This window comes from Bradyrhizobium lablabi, from assembly GCF_018131005.1.
Taxonomy (GTDB): Bacteria; Pseudomonadota; Alphaproteobacteria; order Rhizobiales; family Xanthobacteraceae; genus Bradyrhizobium; species Bradyrhizobium lablabi_D.
This window is the reverse complement of record NZ_JAFCJK010000001.1, coordinates 742,309-762,153: the sequence shown is the minus strand read 5'-3', so window position 1 is coordinate 762,153 and position 19,845 is coordinate 742,309. Positions and strand designations below refer to the sequence as shown.

Below are 19,845 nucleotides of genomic sequence, written 5' to 3'. Positions count from 1 at the left end.
CCGGTGAGAAGCGCGGATGCGGAGCCGATGGGAATCCTCGGCTTCAACGTCGCGCAGCTCGGGCCATTCGCTCTGGCACCGTGCATGCCAGCTTCGCATCTGTTCTGCTCTTGATTATGCGATCGAGCGACAGGAACGCTGCGGTACATGTTCACTGGGCAAGGGTCACGTGAGCTCCCTGGCATACGAACGTTGCCAGGCATTCCACCCGCAAGGCTAGTTGCTCGGAAAGCTCGAGACTGGCGTGATGGCCGTCACACTCATCTTGCTGCCGCACAGGGAAGCGCTGTAGCGTTCCGCCAGCGATCATGATGGCGCTTGGACGAATTGGAGGGTTACGCCTGAAGGCCGAGAGTCTGCGATGGGTATTCGCCAAACACCGCACGGTAGTAGTGCGCGAAGCGTCCAAGCTCGATGAAGCCTTGCTGCATCGCGACTTCCGTGACCGTGGTCTCACCCGGCGCGCTTTCCCTCAGGGTTGCGTAGATCGCGCACAGCCGCTTGTGCCGCAGGAAGGTGACCGGACCCATCCCGAACACCTCGTGGAACGCGCGGTGCAGGCTGCGCCGCGACAAGCGAAATTCCGAACAGATCTCGGACACATGCACGGGCCGCGCGCCCGCGGCTTCAAGATAGTCCTCGACGTCGCGGACGAGTTTCATCGCTGACGGCAGATAACCCGACTCGTCCGGCGGCAGCGATGTGATGATGTTTGCGGTGACGCAGTCGACGATTGCCCGCTTCCAGAAGTCCGCGGCACCGTCCGAAAGCGCGCCCTTCACCCGCGCGAGATGCGACACCATCTGCGGCAGCTTCCGTGCCGCCAGCATGCCGATCGTCGCGTCGGCGCGATAATAGTTCTTCTCCCGCCAGGCTTCAGGGTCCGCCAGACGCGGTTCGCCGCCGAACACGGCGGGCAACTCGCTGAGGTCAAAGCGGATCGCTGCATAGGACGAGGCCCCCTGGAACACGCCGTCATGCTCGACCTCCGGCGGGATCACCAGCACGTCGGCGGGCCGCATGTCGAATGCCCAGTGCGTGACGCGATCCTCGGCGCTCAGGAGCATCCCGATGATCAGCTTATCGTCAGTGGAGATGCGCTGGGTGCGTACGCCGAGGTTAAAAGCGCCGATGCTGAGCGAGAAATCGCCGATCCCGACATGGGACAGCGTGCCGCGCAGCTTGCCGCGGCCAAGCTGCATCACATCGACATGCGAGCCTTTGACGGCCTGATGCAGTCCTTCAAATCCGTCTAGTTCGCCGATGCTGACTGTGAGGGGGCCACCCATCCGCAAACCTGCAACTGAACCGCGACCATGATTATCCTATTTGAGCCAGGGACCCGGAGTCAGCGAAAATTTTCCTGCCCGCGACAACTTGGAACACTCTGCCGATTCGAATGGCAGGATGGTGTTGATGATGGCGAGAATTCGAAGTTTCCTTAGTTTTTAGATAAGGTAACCTGCGCGGCATCAACGGGTTGATCGACTGAGGCCATCTTCCGTCAAGCCTCGAAGCGCCGTCGCGCGGGCTGGCACAAACTGCACGTCACAGACGGAATGAGTTGATCTATCGTTCAACCCGTAGAAGTAGTTGGGCCGTGACAGCGTCCAATGATTACGCGTCGTGAGGGAGGCTGCGCACGTAAGCGTGCACAGAAAAGGAGAGAAGGGCTGACCTAATCAAGCTGCTTGGGCCGGCAGCAATGAAAAAATCTGGGAAGGGCACAATCATGCAACGATCATTGAAAACGACGCTCGGTCGCCAGGCTAATTCTACAAACGCCTTCAAACTCATCGGTTTCGCGATCATCGGCTTGGCCGGGATCGCCGTGACATCAAAACCTGCCTCTGCCCTCAACATGGGTGCTGCCGCTTCGTTCGGAAGCCGGGCGATCATCGATCACCAAAATAGCGACATTATCGACGTGCGTGCGGTGGCCCGCCGCGGCGGTGTGGCGGTCGGTCCGCGCGGTAATGCGGTTGGTTACCGCAGTCGCACCGTGGTGCGCGGTCCCGTGGGACGGCCAGGCGTGCGAGCCGGCTGGGCCCGTCCCGGCTGGTATCGCTGGCCGGTCGGTGGTGCGATCGCGGCCGGCGCGGCGGTCGGCTTTGTGACCGCGGCCAGCGCGGCCGCATGGGCGGGCGCGGCGCCCGCGGCCGGCATGTGCTGGTTCTACACCGATCCGTCCAGGACGCAGGGTTTCTGGGACTACTGCCCCCAATAACGCGCGGGGGATGCGCCGTCATGTCTCGGACCGTCACCGAATGCGCTGAATCGTCGCTGGACGTCCGGACCGTGGATATGGTCTGGATCTCCGGCGGTACCTTCCGCATGGGCTCGGACCATCATTACGCCGAGGAGGCACCGGCGCACCGGGCGACGGTCGACGGCTTCTGGATCGACCGCACCCCGGTCACCAACACCCAGTTTCGGAAATTCGTGCGTGAGACCGGTCACGTCACAGTGGCCGAAACGCCGCCGGACCCGGCGCAATATCCGGGCGCGCTGCCGCATATGCTTTATGCCGGCTCGCTGGTGTTCCAGCCGCCGAAGCGTGTGCATTCGCTGCGCGACTGGGGCCAATGGTGGAGTTTCATGAAAGGCGCCGATTGGCGTCACCCCTATGGCCCACGCAGCAACATCAATGTGCTCGGCAGCCACCCGGTCGTGCACGTCGCTTACGCCGATGCGCTCGCCTACGCAAAATGGGCCGGAAAGGATCTGCCGACCGAAGCCGAATGGGAATTCGCCGCGCGCGGCGGCCTTGAGGCGGAGGAGTATGCCTGGGGCAACGCGCTGACCCCGGGTGGCGCACACATGGCCAACACCTGGCAGGGCAACTTTCCGATCCAGAATCTCTGCGAAGACGGCTTTGACCGCACCTCGCCAGTGACCGCCTTCCCCCCGAACGGGTATGGCGTCTACGACATGATCGGCAATGTCTGGGAGTGGACTTCCGACTGGTGGTCCGCCCGTCATGAAGCCGACACCACAAAATCCTGCTGCATTCCCGAGAATCCGCGCGGCGGTCCGGAGACCGCGAGCTACGACCCGGCGCAGCCCAATATCAAGATCCCGCGCAAGGTCCTGAAGGGCGGTTCGCACCTCTGCGCTCCCAATTATTGTCGTCGTTATCGCCCCGCGGCGCGGCACGCCGAACCAGTCGACACGTCGACCAGCCATGTCGGATTCCGCTGCGTGCTGCGGACTCCCGGTTCTCAGCCAACACTAAAACCTTCTGAAGAGCAGGGAGTGTCGAATGAGTGATGACGTCAGACCAACGAATAGCGCCACGACCAATCCGTCCGACGGCGGCCCCCGTCCGCTGCTTCGCACTCTGTTCGCGGCCGCATTGGTTGCGACAAGCCTGTCACCATTGGCCCGCTCGCCCGTGCTCGCGCAGCAGCCGAGCACGGCAAAGCCGAACATTCTCGTCATCTTCGGTGACGATGTCGGCCAATCCAACATCAGCGCCTATACGCGCGGGGTGGTGGGTTACAAGACGCCGAACATCGACCGCATCGCGAATGAAGGCATGATGTTCACGGACTATTACGCTGAGAACAGCTGCACGGCCGGCCGATCCACGTTCATTACGGGACAAGTCTGCCTGCGCACCGGCCTCTGCAAGGTCGGTATCCCCGGTGCTGCCGTCGGCCTTCAGGATCGCGACGTCACGATTGCCCAAGCGCTGAAGCCGCTCGGCTATGCCACGGGCCAGTTCGGCAAGAACCACCTTGGCGACCGCGATGAATATCTGCCGACCAAGCACGGTTTCGATGAATTCTTCGGCAATCTCTATCACCTCAATGCCGAGGAAGAGCCGGAACGGCCGTACTACCCCAAGAACGACGCCGCATTCACCAAGAGCAACACGCCGCGCGGCGTGCTCAAGGCATCAGCGGACGGCAAGATCGAGGATACAGGGCCGCTCAATCGGAAGCGCATGGAAACCGTCGACGATGAAACCACGGCCGCCACGGTCGATTTCATCCAGCGGCAAGCGCGCGCGAACAAGCCGTTCTTCACCTGGATGAACACCACCCGCATGCACGCGTTCACCCACGTCCGCCCATCCATGCAGGGCCAGAGCGGCATGCCCGGCAACGAATATGCCGACGGCATGATCGAGCACGACGGCGACGTCGGTAAGCTCCTGAAGGCGCTGGACGACCTCGGTATCGCCAACAACACGATCGTCGTCTACACGACCGACAACGGGCCCAACCAGTGGTCCTGGCCCGATGCTGCGACGACCCCGTTCCGCAGCGAAAAGGACACCAACTGGGAAGGCGCGTTCCGCGTGCCGGCGATGATCCGCTGGCCCGGCCGCATCAAGGCCGGCGAAGTCTCCAACGAGATTGTCTCCGGGCTCGACTGGTTCCCGACGCTGCTCGCCGCGGCCGGCGACACCGATGTCAAGGAACGCCTGCTTAAAGGCACTGATCTCGGCGGCAAGTCGTTCAAGGTGCATCTCGACGGCTATAACCAGTTGCCATATTTGACCGGTCAGCAGCCAAAATCTGCACGCAACGAGTTCTATTACTTCAACGACGACGGCGAGGTCGTCGCCTATCGCTATAACGACTTCAAGATCGTGTTCTGCGAGCAGCGCAAGCCCGGCGGCTTCGAAGTGTGGGCCAACCCGTTCACCTGCTTGCGCGCGCCGAAGATCTTCAACCTGCGAATGGATCCGTTTGAACGCGCCGACGTGGTCTCCGATCAGTATTATGACTGGATGGCCAAGAACGCCTACCTGATTCAATACGGCGTGTGGCGCGTGGCTCCGTTCCTGCAGACCTTCAAGGACTATCCGCCGAGCCAGCGCTCCGCGAGCTTCAGCATCGACCAGATGGTCGACGCGCTGATGAAGACGCTCGACAAGACGGCCACGAAATAGCGAGGACGCACGCGGCCCGGCCGCCGATCCTGGCGGCCGGGAATATTCTTCCGGTGCACACTGATGTCCGATCCTCGACCGAGCCAGTTGAAAGCCGCGACGGAGCAGGAAAGCCCAAAGAGTTCATCGGCGCGCGAGGCTGTGCAGGACCTGAAGGCACGCATCGGCAAGTCGGTGCTCGGCCAGGATCATCTGGTCGAGAGCATGCTGATCGGGCTGCTCGCCAACGGCAATCTCCTGATCGAGAGCCTGCCGGGCCTCGCCAAGACCCGCGCGGTAAAGACGCTGGCGAAGAACCTCGCCGCGGATTTATCGCGCGTGCAGTTCACGCCGGACCTGCTGCCCTCCGACGTCACCGGCGCGGAAATCTACCTGCAGACCGAGAAGGGCGGCCAGTTCCAGTTTCAGAAGGGGCCGATCTTCGCCAACCTCGTGCTGGCGGACGAGATCAACCGCGCGCCGGCCAAGGTGCAATCGGCGCTGCTCGAGGCGATGGAAGAGCGTCAGGTCACCGTCGCCGGCAAGACCTACAAGATGCCCGACCTCTTCATGGTGCTCGCGACCGAGAATCCGATCGAGCAGGAGGGCACCTATCCGCTGCCGGAAGCGCAGCTCGACCGCTTCCTGATGCATGTCGTGATCACCTATCCTGACGAGGCGACCGAAGGCGAGATCATCAAGCTCAATCGCGCTGAGAATGCGCAAAAGCCGCAGGACCATGCCGCCGAACCGCCGCCGGTGCCGCAGCAGGCGATCCTCGACGCGCGCGGCGAGATCGACGGTATCTTCGTGTCCGATCTCGCGCAGAAATATATCGTCGATGTGATCTATGCGACCCGCTTTCCGGGCCGCTACGGCGATCCCCTGGGCAAATGGATCCAGGTTGGCGCCAGCCCGCGCGGCAGCCTCGCCATCGATCGCTGCGCGCGCGTGCGCGCCTGGCTCGACGGGCACGACTTCGTCACGCCCGACCACGTGCGCGCCGTCATGCATGACTGCCTGCGGCACAGGCTGATCCTCTCCTATGAAGCGGTGTCGCAAGGCGTGACGCCTGACAAGGTGATCGATCAGATTACCGAACTGGTCGCGCCGGCGTGAGGTCACCATGACCGAGACATCAGCCAGAACACCCGGTGTCTATGTCGGTCTTGATGATCTGATCGCGCTCGAATTTCGCGGCCGCAAGGTGTCGTTCCTGCCGCGACAGCCCGTGCACAGCCTGCTGTCCGGCCGGTTCGCCTCGCGGATGCGCGGCCGCGGCCTGAATTTCGAGGAGATCCGCGACTATCGCGCAGGCGATGACGTCCGTTCGATCGATTGGAAGGTGACCGCGCGGCTGCAGAAGCCGCATGTCCGTGTCTTCAACGAGGAGCGCGACCGGCAGGCACTGCTGGTGGTGGATCAAAGGCTGTCGATGTTCTTCGGCAGCCGCCGCGCGATGAAATCGGTCACAGCGGCGGAGGCCGCCGCGATCGGCGCCTGGCGTGTGCTCGGCGCCGGCGATCGTGTCGGCGCGATCGTGTTCAACGACAGCGATATCGTCGAGATCGCCCCGCGCCGCAGCCGCGCGACGGTGCTGCAGATCCTGTCCGCGGTAGCCACGCAAAACCAGGCGCTCGGCGTCGGCCATGGCACGGCCGCGGCACCCGCCATGCTCAACGCCGCGCTGGAGCGCGCGCGGCGCCGCGCGCTCCACGATGCCACCGTGATCGTAATCAGCGATTTCGACGGAGCCGACGCCGCGACGCGCCTTATGGTCGAGGCCATCGACCGGCACAATAACGTGATCGCGGTGCTGGTTCACGACCCCCTGCAAAGCGATCTGCCGGCCTCGAGCCGCATGACCGTCACCGACGGCGAGCTGCAGATCCAACTCGAAGTCGGTCGCGAAAGCGTCCGCAAGCGCATCGCGCAGGCCTCGCAGGAACGGTTGCAGGGCGTGTTCGCATGGACGCATGAGCTCGGCATTCCCGTGCTGCCGCTGAGCGCAGCAGAGGAAACGGCGCCGCAGCTCCGCCGCCTGCTCGGACGCTTGCCCGCGCAGCATGGGCGCGGTGGCGGTCACACCCAGGCGGAGGCCGCCCTTGGCTGAGACCCGACCAATCCCGAATGATCCGGTGGCGGGCCTGATCGATATCCCACTGCCGCGGCCGGTCAGCCTGCTTCCCGAGACATGGGCGTCGCGGATCGCGCTCGTGTTGCTCGTCGTGGGCGCCGCGTTCGCGATCTGGCATGGCGTGCGTCGCTTTCGCGCCAACCGCTACCGGCGCGCAGCGCTTGCGGAACTGGATCGGATCGAGCGGACGCCCGGCATCGCGTCGGATCAGCGGGCGGCGCAGCTCTCTTTGCTGGTGCGGCGCACGGCGCTCGAGGCCTTTCCGCGCGAAACAGTGGCGCCGCTCGCGGGCGCAGGCTGGCTTTCGTTTCTCGATCGCAGCTATGGCGGTCACGAATTCTCGGAAGGTGTGGGAAGGGTTCTGGCGAACGCGCCCTATCGGCGGGCCGCGCTCGATGCCGATGAACTGCGGCCCCTTGAGCAACTCATCCGCCGCTGGATCAGGGGGCACCATGTTTGAGCTCGCCTGGCCCTGGATGCTCGCGTTGCTGCCGCTGCCGATCCTGGTGTGGTGGCTGTTGCCGCCCTATCGCGCGCGGCAGGCCTCAGTGAAGGTTCCGTTCTTCGACCGCCTCGCCGCGGCGACCGGACAGACGCCGCAGCGTGGCGCTGTCGTGCTGCAACGGCGCCGCGTCCAGATGGTCGCCGCCGTCGTGATCTGGGCGCTGCTCGTGGTGGCGCTGGCACAGCCGCAATGGGTCGGCGATCCCGTCACGCGCGAGGTCTCCGCGCGCGATCTGATCCTTGCGATCGATATCTCCGGCTCGATGCAGCAGCGCGATTTCCGCGCGGCCGACGGTGCGGTGCTGACGCGGCTCGACGGTGTCAAGCGCGTGGTTGCGGATTTCATTGCGCGGCGGCAAGGCGATCGCGTCGCACTGATCCTGTTCGGCACCAAGGCCTATGTGCAGGTCCCGTTCACCCAGGATCTGCAAACCGCGACCGCGCTGCTGGCGCAGACCGAGGTCGGCATGGCCGGCCAGCAGACCGCGATCGGCGACACGATCGGCCTGGCGATCAGGACGTTTGATGCGAGCAAGGCGCAGCAGAAGCTTCTGATCCTGCTCACCGACGGCAACGACACTGCGAGCCGCGTACCGCCCGAGCATGCAGCCGATATCGCGCGCCAGAATGGAGTTGTCGTCTATACGATCGGCGTCGGCGATCCCGCCGCCTCCGGAGAGAACCGCGTCGATCTCGGCGCGCTGCGATCGGTTGCACAGACTACGGGCGGCCGCTTCTTCCGCGCCGAGGACGGCGCACAGTTGCAGGCGATCTATGCCGATATCGACCGTCTCGCGCCGGCGAAACTCGACACGCTGTCGTGGCGGCCGAAGTTACCGCTGTTCCAGTGGCCGCTCGGCGCGGCGGTGATCCTGGCGCTGCTGCTGTGGCTCGGCCTGTCGCTGGAAAGCGAACGAGGGCGGCGGGAGGCGCAACATCATGCATGATGTCGCCGCCATCCCGTTTCATCTGCTGCGGCCGCTGTGGCTGCTGGCGCTCATTCCGGTGGCGGCCGTGTTCGCGCTGGTGCGCTGGCGGCAAAGTCCGCAGCTGCAATGGGGCGGCGTGATCGCGCCGCATCTGCTTCGGCATCTCATCGTGCAGCCCGGCGCGGGACGCGGCGTCAGCCCGCTCTATCTCGTCGCCTTCGGTCTGTTGCTCGGCATTGTCGCGCTGTCGGGCCCGACCTGGCGGCGAGAATTGCCGCCCTTTGTCGAGGACAAGGCGCCGCTGATGATCGCGCTGGCGCTTAACGCGTCGATGGGCGAGACCGACGTCGCGCCGAGCAGGCTCGAGCGCGCCAAGCAGAAGATCAGGGATCTCCTCGCCGTGCGCTCGGGTGCACGGACCGGGTTGGTCGCCTATGCCGGGTCCGCGCATCTGGTGATGCCGCTGACCGACGACCGCGCCGTGATGGAGCCGTTCCTAGCGGCGCTCGAACCCGGCCTGATGCCCGCTGACGGAAAGAACGCGACGTCCGCCGTCGCACTCGCGGCGAGTTCGCTTGCGGCCGAAACCGTGCCTGGCACGATCCTCATCGTTGCCGACGATCCCGGCGCCGGGCAACCGGCGGTGCGCCAGCTAGCCGGGCGCAACGGCCTGGTGATGCTGAGCGTCACGTCGTCGCGCACGGGCGAAGGGCTCGCCCTGGGTTCGGACGTCGTGCGCGTCAGCGCCGATGCCTCAGACATTGGCGCGCTCGAGCGGCGGATCGAGACCCGGTACCAGTCCGCTCAGGGCGATAGATTCGGCATGCAATGGCGTGACGAAGGCTATTGGCTGCTGCTGCCGATGGCGCTGCTCAGCCTGCTCTGGTTCCGCCGCGGGACCACCGTGGCGTGGGTCGTCGCGTTCGCTCTCCTCTCACAGCCCTCGCCCGCCAGGGCTGAGGAGTCCTTCCGCTTTGCCGATCTGTGGCTCACACCGGATCAGCAGGGACGCATCGCCTTCGACCGCGGCGACTACGCCACCGCGGCAAAGCGCTTCGCCGATCCGATGTGGCACGGCATCGCCGCCTATCGCGCCTTCGACTTCCTCACCGCCGCGCAGGAATTCTCCCGCGTCAACTCGATCGAAGGAAAGTTCGCGCTTGGCAACGCGCAGGCCCAGAACCACGCCTTTGAGAAGGCGATCGCGGCCTATGACGAGGTGCTGAAGGCGCAGCCGGGCAACGTTGCTGCCAAGACCAATCGCGCAATCGTGCAGGCAGCGCTGGATGCGCGGGAAGCGAAGCGCCGCAAGCAGGAGCAGGACGACAGCGCGCCGCCGGACGAGAAGGCCGACGAGATGCGTGTCGATCCGAACCAAAAGGGCGGCAAGAAGATCCAGGTGACGCCCGACGACATGACCACGGCCGGCGCCGCCGAGGCCTGGATGCGCCAGGTCCAGACCACGCCGGCCGATTTCCTCAAGCAGAAATTTGCAATCCAGGCGGCGACCGCGCCGGCAGGGGCGGGAGAGCGGCCATGAGACGTCCGCTCGCCATCGTCACACTGCTGCTCGGCGTACTGACGCCGTGCGAAATGCGAGCACAGCAAGCCGCTCCGGAGCCGATCGTGCACGTGACGCTCGATCCGCCGCGCGTCGTTGTCGGGCAGGCGACGACGTTGCAAATCGACGTGCTGGCGCCGAACTACATGACGTCGCCGCCGGAACTGCCGGGCTTTCAGGTCCGCAACGCCGTGACACGGCAGTTGCAGAGCGTCAACACCAACGAGCAACGGGATGGCGTGTCCTACGCCGGCGTGCGCTTTGAATACGCCATCTATCCGCAGGAGCCGGGTAGCTACGCGATCGGGGATCAGAGGGTCACCATCAAATATGCCGCGGAGCCCCCGGCCACGCGCGAGGAGGCCGTTGCGCTGCCGCGCGTTTCCTTCGAGGCCTTCATTCCCGATGCCGCGGCTGCGCTTCGGCCGTTCGTGTCGGCAGACAAGCTGACCGTCGAGCAGGTGATCAAGCGTTCGTCGGATCAGCTCAAGGCGGGGGATGCAGTCACGCGCACCGTGACGATCAAGGCGGAGGGCGCACCCGCGATGTTGCTGCCTCCGCAGACATTCACGTCCATCGAGGGCTTGAGACTCTACCCTGCGCAACCGGTCCTTGAGGACAAGGTCGAGGGGCGGACCGACGTCATGACCTCGAGCCGCGTCGATTCCGCGACCTATATGCTGGAGCGTGTCGGCGACTATTCGTTGCCCGCGATCGACATCGGCTGGTGGAATGTCGGCAGCGGCAAGATCGAGCGGGTCCATCTCGATGCCGTGCCACTGATGGTCGCGCCCAACCCGGCGGCGGGCAGCACGGTGCCCGCCGGTCAGACCATGCGGGGTTGGACGTGGGGAGGTCTCGTCGAACTCGTTGCCGACCATTGGCTGATTGCGTTGCTCGGAGCGGTCGGCATTACCGCACTCGGCTGGTTCGGGCCCGGCGTTGTGCAGCGGTTTGCGGACTATTATCGCCGCCGGAGCCAGGCCTATCTACAATCCGAGGCTTATGCCTTCAGCAGATTTCGCCATGCGATACGTCATCGCGACGCAAGAGCTGCCTATTTCGCACTGCTTGACTGGCTGCCGCATGCTGAAGCAGTCCCGCCTCTGAACACGATCGGTGCACTCAAGACTGCTGCAGGCGATCCCGCGCTGGACCGTGAGATCGGCGCCATCGAGAACGAGCTGTTCGCAAGCCAGCGCGATTCGCAGCGATGGTCACCGCACCAATTGCTGCGCCACGTGACCGCCGCCCGGCGCGGCTTGCGACATCGCGCGAGACGCCGCGAAGACAAGAGCTTACCCAAAAACCTGAATCCGGTCGGGCTTTCGACTGCCGCGTCCTACAGCGGCAGAAGGCCAGCCAGATGAGCGAAGCACGCGGAGACTGATCGAGCAGAACACGCGATTCGTAACTACCAGAGCGAGCAACCCCTTGAGTAACTGAGGAGTGTCGAATGAGCAGCGAAACGAGGAAGCAGGATGACATTGTCGCCAATTCCGGTGACAATTCGACCATAAATCGCCGGGCAATACTGCTTGGTTCGTCGTCGCTTGTCGCGACCGCGACGCTAGCATCGCAGGCCTTTGCACAGGCCCAGAAAGCCGCTCCCTCCGCGGCGCAGACGGCGGCGCCGGCCAGCGGCCGCAAGCCGAACATCCTCGTCATCTTCGGCGATGACATCGGCATTCCGCAGATCAGCGCCTACACCATGGGCATGATGGGATATCGCACGCCGAACATCGACCGCATCGCGCGCGAGGGAGCGATCTTTACCGACGCTTACGGCCAGCAAAGCTGCACCGCCGGCCGCGCCTCCTTCATTCTCGGCCAGGAGCCGTTCCGCACCGGCCTTCTCACGATCGGCATGCCCGGTGATCCCCATGGTATCCAGGACTGGATGCCGACCATCGCCGACGCCCTGAAGACCCAGGGCTACGCCACCGGCCAGTTCGGCAAGAACCACCTCGGCGATCGCGACGAGCATCTGCCGACCAAGCACGGCTTCGATGAGTTCTTCGGCAATCTCTATCACCTCAACGCGGAAGAGGAGCCGGAAGGCTATTTCTATCCGAAGGATCCGAACTTCCGTAAGCAGTATGGCCCGCGCGGTGTGATCAAATCGTCCGCGGACGGAAAGATCGAGGACACCGGTCCCCTGACCACCGCGCGCATGCCGACGGTGGACGAGGAATTTCTGGGGGCGGCAAAGGACTTCATCGGCCGCCAGGTCAGGGCAGACCGACCATTTTTTGTCTGGTTCAACTCGACGCGAATGCACGTCTTCACGCACCTGAAGCCATCATCCCTCGGCAAGACCGGCAAGGGCATCCACGCCGACGGCATGGTGGAGCATGATGGAATGGTGGGCGAGTTGCTGAAGCAGCTCGACGATCTCGGCATCGCTGACAACACCATCGTTCTCTACACCACGGACAACGGTGCGGAGCTTGCGCTCTGGCCGGACGGCGCCATGACGCCATTCCATGGCGAGAAGGGTACCACCTGGGAAGGGGGTTTCCGTATCCCGATGATGGTGCGATGGCCGGGCGTCGTGAAGCCGGGCACACAGTATAACGAGATCATATCGCTGATCGACTGGTTCCCGACGCTATGTGCGGCGGCCGGGGTTCCCGACATCAAGGAGAAGATGAGAAGCGGATTCGCGGGTGCCGGCGGCAAGAGCTTCAGGGTTCACCTCGACGGCTACAACTTCCTGCCGTTCTTCAAGGGAGAGGCAAAGGATCCGCCGCGCGATGCGATCTACTATTTCGATCAGGGCGGTAATCTCAACGCCATCCGATGGAACGACTGGAAGCTCAGCTTTGCTACGGCGTCGAAGGGAAATATCGCAACCGCAACCCGTGAAGTGCCCTCCTGGGCATTGATCGCCAATCTGCGCATGGACCCGTACGAGCGTGGCATGGAGGAGGGGGGAGGAGCGATCCAGTTCCTTGCCCAGAACATGTGGTTGATCGTGCCCGTGCAAGGCAAGATCAAGGAGTTCTTCTCGGATTTCGACCAGTTCCCGTATCAGGAGGGTAGTTCGCTGAACGCGAGCGGCATCAATTACGGACTGCTTCGGCAACAGGCCGCGCTGAAGCGACTCAAAGAGCTGGAGAGCTTGAAGCCGCAATAGCTCGCAAGGAAGGGACGACAGGAAGGGCAGGCCATGACGGTTCGGTTTATCGCTGTGCTGCTTGGATATCTCGCGGGGATCTCCATTGCGGTGGCACAGCAGGCCGAGCCCCTTGCCCGTCTCGAACGACGGCGCGGCGAAATCGGCGATCACCGATTTCGTCGCGCGCGTCACGAGGCAAGGCGCGGCAGACTTCGTGCCGCCGGCCGAGCGGCAATACGTGCAACAGGGTACCGGAGGCTGGCGTCATGTTGAGAAGTTGGCTTGTCATGATCGGCGCTGCGGCGGGGCTTGTGGTAGGCACCGGTTACGAAGCCATCGCGCAAAATCCGGCGGCGCCTGCCGCGTCAGGCGGCGGGCGGGCCGAACAGACCACCGAGCAAAGGGTCCGCACGATTGCACGCGAGGTGTATCAGTACGCTTATCCGATCGTTCTCATGGACACCACGATGCGGCAAGCGACGGCCGTGCCGAATGCAACATCCGTCGTTGGGCGTGCGCCGGTCAACCAATTCGCCTATTTCCGGTCATATCCCGCCGCCGACGCAAGGGATGTGGTTCGGTTCAATTTCGATACCTTATATTCCTTCGCATGGGCCGACCTCGGCAAAGGGCCGATGATTCTGTCGGTACCCGATACGGGAGGGCGTTTCTATCTGGTGCCGACCCTCGACATGTGGACGGACGTATTTTCGTCGATCGGATCGCGCACGACCGGTACGGCGGCCGGCCATTTTGCCTACGTGCCGCCTGGCTGGCGCGGCGACCTGCCCGAAGGCGTGCAGCGGATCGACGCGCCGACATCGATGATCTGGATCATGGGCCGCGTCCAGACCAACGGCCCGGCGGACTACGACAATGTTCACAAGATCCAGGACGGGCTGAAGCTGACGCCGCTGGAGCAATGGGGCAAGTCAAGTACGCCGCCGGCAACGGCCGCTGTTGATACAGGTGTGGACACCACGACTCCACCGCTGGTGCGAGTCGGCAAGATGACCGGCGTCGAGCTGCTGACGCGCTTTTCGGAGTTGATCAAGAAGTTCCCGCCGCATCCGAACGACTATCCGATTCTCTTTCGCATGCGCGCGATCGGGCTGGAGGCCGGCAAGCCTTGGGATCGCGCCAGGTTGGACACTGCCACAATCGATGCCATCAACGCCGGTGCCAGGGAAGCTCTGGAGGACATGATCGCCGGCATCAAGCGGAGCGGCACCCATGTCAACGGCTGGAACGTTGCCCTCGACAATATCGGAACCTACGGCACATCCTACCGGCAGCGCGCGATGATCGCGCTCGCCGGGCTTGGCGCCAATCTTCCGGCCGACGCGATCTATCCCGCGGCCTTCGTTGACGGCGACGGCAAACCGCTCGATGGCGCGAACAAATACGTGCTGCATTTCGACCGCGGCAAAACGCCGCCCGCGGACGCGTTTTGGTCGTTGACCATGTACGACAACGAGGGCTTCCAGGTCGCGAACCCGATCAACCGGTTCGCGATCGGCGATCGCGACAAGCTGAAATTCAACGATGACGGCTCGCTCGACATCTACCTCCAGAGCGAATCGCCCGGAGCCGACAAGGAGTCCAATTGGCTGCCGGCCCCGGAGTCCGGGGCGATGGGCCCGACAATGCGCATCTATGGACCGAGGCTTGAGGCGCTTGACGGCACATGGGCGCCGCCGCCGATCAGGCGCGTACAGTGAGGAAAGAGGGACCGCGTACCGCAGTGACATCGGGGATGACGATGAGGAGCCTGCTATGCCCGAAAGCAACAAGCCGCGCCCGGCGATGTTTCCGATCGTGAAACGAGGACGCCATGAGCGGCTATGACATCTTCGCCTGGATCGTGTTGGTCATCCTGGTGGCGAGCGCGATCGGCGTGTTCTGCATCGCCGGCTGGCTGCCCGGGCACATCGCGAAATCGCGCAATCATCCGTGGGCGCAGGCCGTGACAGTGGCGGGTTGGGTCACGCTGTTCTTCGGCTTCGCGTTGTGGCCGATCGCGTTGATCTGGGCTTACGTCGATGTGCCCCAGCGCAAGGCGGGAGGGGCCTGATGGCCATCGCCATTATCAATACGTATCTGGTGTTGCTGTTCCTGCTCGTGCATTTCGGAATCGTGCGCTTCAATTTGTTCTGGAAGGCATCGCCGTTCCTGGTGCTGCTTCTGACCATGTTCGGCCTCCTGATTCCGATGGGTTGGGGCGCGCCACAGGGCTCGGCGCTGGTGGTGCGCAACGCGGTCTCGATTGTGCCAGACGTCGCTGGCGAGGTGACCGAGGTGCCGGTGGTCGCGAACGAGCCGCTGAAGGCCGGCGACGTGCTGTTCAAGATCGACCCGACGCCCTACGACGCGCAGGTGCAGTCGATCGCCGCGCGATTGAAGCTGGCCTCGACGCGGCTTTCGCAGATGACGACCTTATTTGAGCGCGACGCTGGACGCGGCTTCGATGTCGAGCAGCGGCAATCCGAGGTCGACCAGCTCAAGGGCCAGCTCCAGGCGGCGCAGTGGAATCTCGACAAGACCGTGGTGAAGGCGCCGGCGGACGGCTACGTCACCAACCTCGCGCTGCGCAAGGGCGCGCGGGTCGCAAACCTGCCGCTCTCGCCGGTGATGGCCTTCATCGACACCTCGGACACGATCATCGGCGTCGTGATCAACCAGAACGATGCGCGCTATGTCGCGCCGGGGCAGGAGGTCGAGGCCACCTTCAAGTTCGCGCCCGGGCGCGTCTATCCCGGTAAGGTCGAGAGCGTGTTGCAGGCGATCGCGACCGGGCAGACGCAGACCTCCGGTACGGCCGTGATGCCGAAGGAGATCGAGGCGGTGCCCTTCGTCGTGCGGGTCAGGCTCGATGATGTGGATTTCGTCCGCCGCCTGCCGGCCGGCGCGACCGGCACGGCTGCGATCTACACCGACCGTCTGAAGCCGACCCACATCGTGCGCCGCGTGATCCTGCGCCAGGTGGCGATCGTCAACTACATCAATCCGTTTTGATGCGGAGGGAGAACGTCATGACGAAGTCGGTAGCCGGAGCCTTCGCGCTGATACTATCGGTCGCAATCGCCCATGCCCAGGTGCCGTCGTCCGACGATCTTGCCGCCCGCAATGTCCATCGCCGCGCCGTCGAGGCCATGATCTGGGCGATGCCTGCGGTCAATGCCGACCTGATGCTGCAGGCGATGCTCAACAGCACCAAGGCCAAGGTCAACGAGATCGTCTACTGGTCGAAGCCGGTGAACTGGAAGAACCAGACGCTGACGCCCAATCCGGATGCGATCTACCTGATGTCGTTCTGGAACGTGAAGGACGGCCCGATCGTGATCGAGATACCGCCGGCACAGGGCGGGTCGATCGCAGGCAATATCGTCACGGCCTGGCAGATGCCGCTGGAGGACGCGGGTCCCGAAGGAGCCGACAAGGGACTGGGCGGCAAGTACCTGATCCTGCCGCCCGGCTACAAGGGCGAGGCGCCGGCCGGCTATATCGCGCTGCAGTCCGATACTTTCAGCGGCTTCGCGCTGCTGCGCTCGAATCTCGCAAGCCACAGCGACACTGACGTCGCGAAGTCGGTGGCCTATGGCAAGCAGATCAAGGTCTACCCGCTGGCGCAGGCGGCCAACCCGCCGCCCACCAGTTTCACCGATGCCTATGATGTCCTGTTCGACTCCACGATCCCCTATGATGCGAGCTTCTATCGCAGCCTCGATCGCGTCGTGCAGAATGAGCCGTGGCTCGATCGCGATCGCGTCATGATCGATCAGCTCGCTACGATCGGTATCGAGAAAGGCAAGCCGTTCAATCCGGATCAGAAGACGGTCGCGATCCTGGATCAGGCCGCGCGCGAGGCGCATGCTCTGCTTGAGCAGCGCTATGACGCGGGCTTTCCCGTGATCAATCCGGGCATCCGCTGGTTCCCGGCCGCGATGGCGGAGATGGTGAAGGCGGCAGGGAGCGGCTACGCCGACCCGAACGCCTATCCGATCGACGCGCGGGGCGTGACATACACGCTCGGTTTTACCGGGGTGAAGCGCATCGGAACGGCGCAGTTCTATCTGATGGTCAACAAGGACAAGGATGGCCGGCCGTTCGACGGCGCCGCCACCTATCGTCTGACCGTGCCGGCCAACTCGCCCGTCAGGCAATACTGGTCGGCGACCGTATACGACCGCGAGACGCACGCGCTGGTCCGCAATATGCCAGGCGCAAGCCGTGCCTCGATCAGCCCGGACATCAAGAAGAACGCCGATGGTTCGGTCGATGTCTATTTCGGCCCGAAGGCGCCCGAGGACAAGGAGGCCAATTGGGTGCCGACCGATCCGAACCGGAAGTTCGAGCTCCTGTTCCGCCTCTACGGACCGGAGAAGCCGCTGTTCGATCACAGCTGGAAGCTGCCCGACGTCGAACGCCTCGCCACGACGGCCGGCGGCGCGACGAAGTGAGAAGAGAATCAGTTAAGAAAAATATGGAGGGTGGAATGAAGGCCCGTCTCTTGCTCGCGATGACCACAGCTTCCTGTCTTGCGGCGTCGTCTGCATTCGGCCAGGCACCGGTGCCCGTCACGGTCGCCAATTTCGCCCGCGCGGAGTCCGATCGCTACATCGGCAACCTTGCCAAGGACGCCGGCCTTGGGAAGCTTGTGCATCGCCGCGAACCGGCCAGCATCGACAAGCAGGACGTCATCCGGCTCAACCGTGACACGCTCTATACGTCCGGAGTGTTCGACCTCGACGCCGGTCCGGTGACGATTGCGATGCCGGACGCCGGAAAGCGCTTCATGTCGCTGCAGGTGATCAATGAGGATCACTACGTGCCCGCGGTGTATTACGGAGCCGGCAAACGAACGTTGACGCGCGACAATGTCGGGACGCGCTACGCCGTCGTCGGAATCCGCACGTTGGTCGATCCAAACGACCCGAAGGATCTTGCCCAGGTGCATGCGCTGCAGGACGCTATCAAGGTCAACCAGAAGGGCACGGGCAGGCTCGAATTGCCGAATTGGGATCCGGAAAGTCAGAAAAGCATCCGTGATGCGCTTTTAGTGCTGAATGATCATACCGGCGGCTTTGCGCATGCGTTTGGACCCAAGGGGCAGGTCGATCCTGTGCGGCACTTGATCGGCACCGCCGCCGGCTGGGGTGGCAATCCGGACAAGGACGCGACCTATCTCAGCGTCACGCCCGCGAAGAACGACGGCGCGACCGTCTACAAGCTTACCGTCAGGGATGTGCCCGTCGACGCGTTCTGGTCGGTCAGCGTCTACAACGCGAAGGGATACTTCGAGAAGAACTCCTATGATGCCTATACGCTGAACAACATCACCGCGAAGAAATCCGCCGACGGTTCGATCGCCATCCAGTTCGGCAGTTGCGACGGCAGGATTCCGAATTGCCTGCCGATCATGAAGGGTTGGAACTACACCGTCCGGCTCTATCGGCCGCGCGCGGAGATCCTGAGCGGCAAGTGGAAATTCCCGGAGGCGCAGGCGGTAAATTGAGGCGCGGGGGCATCCGTGCGATGGGTGTAACTTTCAAGTGGGGAGACCAGGATGAACATGATCGCGCGCCGCAAGCAGACTCTACTTGGGTCCGTCTGCGTTCTCGCCGTGACGGCAATACCGCACGCCGCATTCGCCGACCAAGGCGGAGTCAGTTTCTGGCTTCCCGGCGCATTTGCAAGCCTGACCGCCGCCCCGGCTGTGCCCGGCTGGGCCTATGAGACGATCTATATCCACCTCCAGCAAAGCGCCGGGGGCGGGAAAAACTTCGTCACCAGCAACGGCGTACCCGGCTCCGTGGTTGCCGGCCTCAACGCGCATGCGGACGTTCTCGTGCAGGGGGTCACCTATACCTGGGCGCAGCCGGTTCTTGGTGGACAGGCGGGCTTTACTGTCCTTGCCGCCCCCGGAAACATTGGCGTCGGTATCGACGCGACGTTGACGGGACCCAGGGGAAATACGGTCTCCGGTACCGCAACGGATAACCGCGCGACCGTCTCTGATGTCTTCTACCAGGGCACCCTGAAATGGAATCAGGGTGTGAACAACGAGATGGTCTACATCTTTGGCAACATCCCGAGCGGCACCTACGACAGCAATCGCCTCGCCAATCTGAACTATGGATATACCGCAGTCGATGTCGGTGGTGCCTATACCTACCTCGATCCAAAAAGCGGACATGAGTTTTCCGTTCTTGCGGGCGTGACCTACAGCGGAAAGAATCACAATCTCCAATACCAGAACGGCATCGACTTCCATCTCGACTGGGGCCTTTCGCAGTTTGTCGCCAAGAACGTGCACGTGGGGCTGGCCGGCTATTATTTCCAGCAGCTCACCGGCGACAGCGGCGCCGGTGCGACACTGGGCGATTTCAAGGGGCGCGTGCTCGGTATCGGACCGCAGGTCGGATTCATCTTCCCGGTCGCGGAAGGCTATCAGGGCTATCTCAACTTGAGGGGGTACAAGGATTTCGCCGCGGAGAACCGGCCCGATGGATGGACAGCGTGGGCGACTTTCCAGCTTTCGCCGGCGCCGCCGGAGCCGGCATCGGCGAAGCCGGTCGTGCGGAAGTACTGAGCCCAGAGCATGATCCGGGAAAAGCGCGTCGCGGTTCTCCTCGCGACAAACGCGTAGCGTTCGCGCGGAGATCATGCTCGACGAGGCGAGATATCGAACAGCAGCGTGCCGGAGGCGGT

17 protein-coding genes are annotated in these 19,845 nt (G+C 63.6%); 16 read left to right on the top strand and 1 reads right to left on the bottom strand.

Translation table 11 applies throughout. The features are described from left to right. Positions 1-335 precede the first annotated feature (335 nt). Positions 336-1,289, bottom strand: coding sequence for a helix-turn-helix domain-containing protein (locus tag JQ553_RS03525; protein ID WP_212498473.1), 954 nt, complete (start codon positions 1,287-1,289; stop codon positions 336-338). Positions 1,290-1,744: 455 nt separating this feature from the next. Between JQ553_RS03525 and JQ553_RS34275 the strand changes: the two genes are divergently transcribed. The 16 genes from JQ553_RS34275 to JQ553_RS03445 all read left to right on the top strand — a co-directional run bounded on the left by JQ553_RS34275 (position 1,745) and on the right by JQ553_RS03445 (position 19,726). Further along, positions 1,745-2,227 carry a hypothetical protein gene (locus JQ553_RS34275; RefSeq protein WP_249143904.1) on the top strand — a complete coding sequence of 161 codons (483 nt, stop codon included), beginning with the start codon at positions 1,745-1,747 and terminating at the stop codon, positions 2,225-2,227. Positions 2,228-2,247: 20 nt separating this feature from the next. Further along, on the top strand, positions 2,248-3,270 hold the full coding sequence (locus tag JQ553_RS03515; protein ID WP_249143903.1) for a formylglycine-generating enzyme family protein: 1,023 nt from the start codon (positions 2,248-2,250) through the stop codon (positions 3,268-3,270). Then, positions 3,263-4,903 (top strand): arylsulfatase, encoded by a 1,641-nt coding sequence (locus JQ553_RS03510; RefSeq protein ID WP_249143902.1) that lies wholly within the window; start codon positions 3,263-3,265, stop codon positions 4,901-4,903. Before JQ553_RS03515 ends, JQ553_RS03510 begins: the two co-directional genes overlap by 8 nt. Positions 4,904-4,966: 63 nt before the next feature. Next, complete coding sequence (locus tag JQ553_RS03505) at positions 4,967-6,001, top strand: MoxR family ATPase (RefSeq protein WP_249143901.1); 1,035 nt, start codon at positions 4,967-4,969, stop codon at positions 5,999-6,001. A gap of 7 nt (positions 6,002-6,008) precedes the next feature. Next, complete coding sequence (locus JQ553_RS03500; RefSeq protein WP_212498472.1) at positions 6,009-6,995, top strand: DUF58 domain-containing protein; 987 nt, start codon at positions 6,009-6,011, stop codon at positions 6,993-6,995. A 25-nt stretch (positions 6,996-7,020) separates the two neighbouring features. Beyond that, positions 7,021-7,479: a DUF4381 domain-containing protein gene (locus tag JQ553_RS03495; RefSeq protein ID WP_212498471.1), complete on the top strand. Its 459-nt coding sequence runs from the start codon at positions 7,021-7,023 to the stop codon at positions 7,477-7,479. Next, complete coding sequence (locus tag JQ553_RS03490; RefSeq protein ID WP_212498470.1) at positions 7,472-8,470, top strand: VWA domain-containing protein; 999 nt, start codon at positions 7,472-7,474, stop codon at positions 8,468-8,470. The genes JQ553_RS03495 and JQ553_RS03490 overlap by 8 nt, the downstream gene beginning before the upstream one ends. After that, positions 8,463-9,992: a VWA domain-containing protein gene (locus tag JQ553_RS03485; RefSeq protein WP_212498469.1), complete on the top strand. Its 1,530-nt coding sequence runs from the start codon at positions 8,463-8,465 to the stop codon at positions 9,990-9,992. Before JQ553_RS03490 ends, JQ553_RS03485 begins: the two co-directional genes overlap by 8 nt. Further along, positions 9,989-11,383: a BatD family protein gene (locus JQ553_RS03480; RefSeq protein WP_212498468.1), complete on the top strand. Its 1,395-nt coding sequence runs from the start codon at positions 9,989-9,991 to the stop codon at positions 11,381-11,383. The genes JQ553_RS03485 and JQ553_RS03480 overlap by 4 nt, the downstream gene beginning before the upstream one ends. Positions 11,384-11,469: 86 nt before the next feature. Beyond that, positions 11,470-13,152 carry an arylsulfatase gene (locus JQ553_RS03475; protein WP_212498467.1) on the top strand — a complete coding sequence of 561 codons (1,683 nt, stop codon included), beginning with the start codon at positions 11,470-11,472 and terminating at the stop codon, positions 13,150-13,152. A 248-nt stretch (positions 13,153-13,400) separates the two neighbouring features. Further along, entirely contained in the window at positions 13,401-14,855 is a 1,455-nt protein-coding gene (locus tag JQ553_RS03470; RefSeq protein WP_249143900.1) for a DUF1254 domain-containing protein, read from the top strand. A 113-nt stretch (positions 14,856-14,968) separates the two neighbouring features. Continuing rightward, positions 14,969-15,208: a DUF3302 domain-containing protein gene (locus tag JQ553_RS03465; protein ID WP_212498466.1), complete on the top strand. Its 240-nt coding sequence runs from the start codon at positions 14,969-14,971 to the stop codon at positions 15,206-15,208. Further along, positions 15,208-16,149, top strand: a complete 942-nt coding sequence (locus JQ553_RS03460; protein WP_212498465.1) for an HlyD family secretion protein — start codon at positions 15,208-15,210, stop codon at positions 16,147-16,149. The genes JQ553_RS03465 and JQ553_RS03460 overlap by 1 nt, the downstream gene beginning before the upstream one ends. A gap of 17 nt (positions 16,150-16,166) precedes the next feature. Then, positions 16,167-17,594 (top strand): DUF1254 domain-containing protein, encoded by a 1,428-nt coding sequence (locus JQ553_RS03455; protein ID WP_212498464.1) that lies wholly within the window; start codon positions 16,167-16,169, stop codon positions 17,592-17,594. Between the two features lie 35 nt (positions 17,595-17,629). Continuing rightward, entirely contained in the window at positions 17,630-18,649 is a 1,020-nt protein-coding gene (locus tag JQ553_RS03450) for a DUF1254 domain-containing protein (RefSeq protein WP_212498463.1), read from the top strand. A 51-nt stretch (positions 18,650-18,700) separates the two neighbouring features. Next, entirely contained in the window at positions 18,701-19,726 is a 1,026-nt protein-coding gene (locus JQ553_RS03445; protein WP_212498462.1) for a transporter, read from the top strand. Positions 19,727-19,845: the final 119 nt, after the last annotated feature.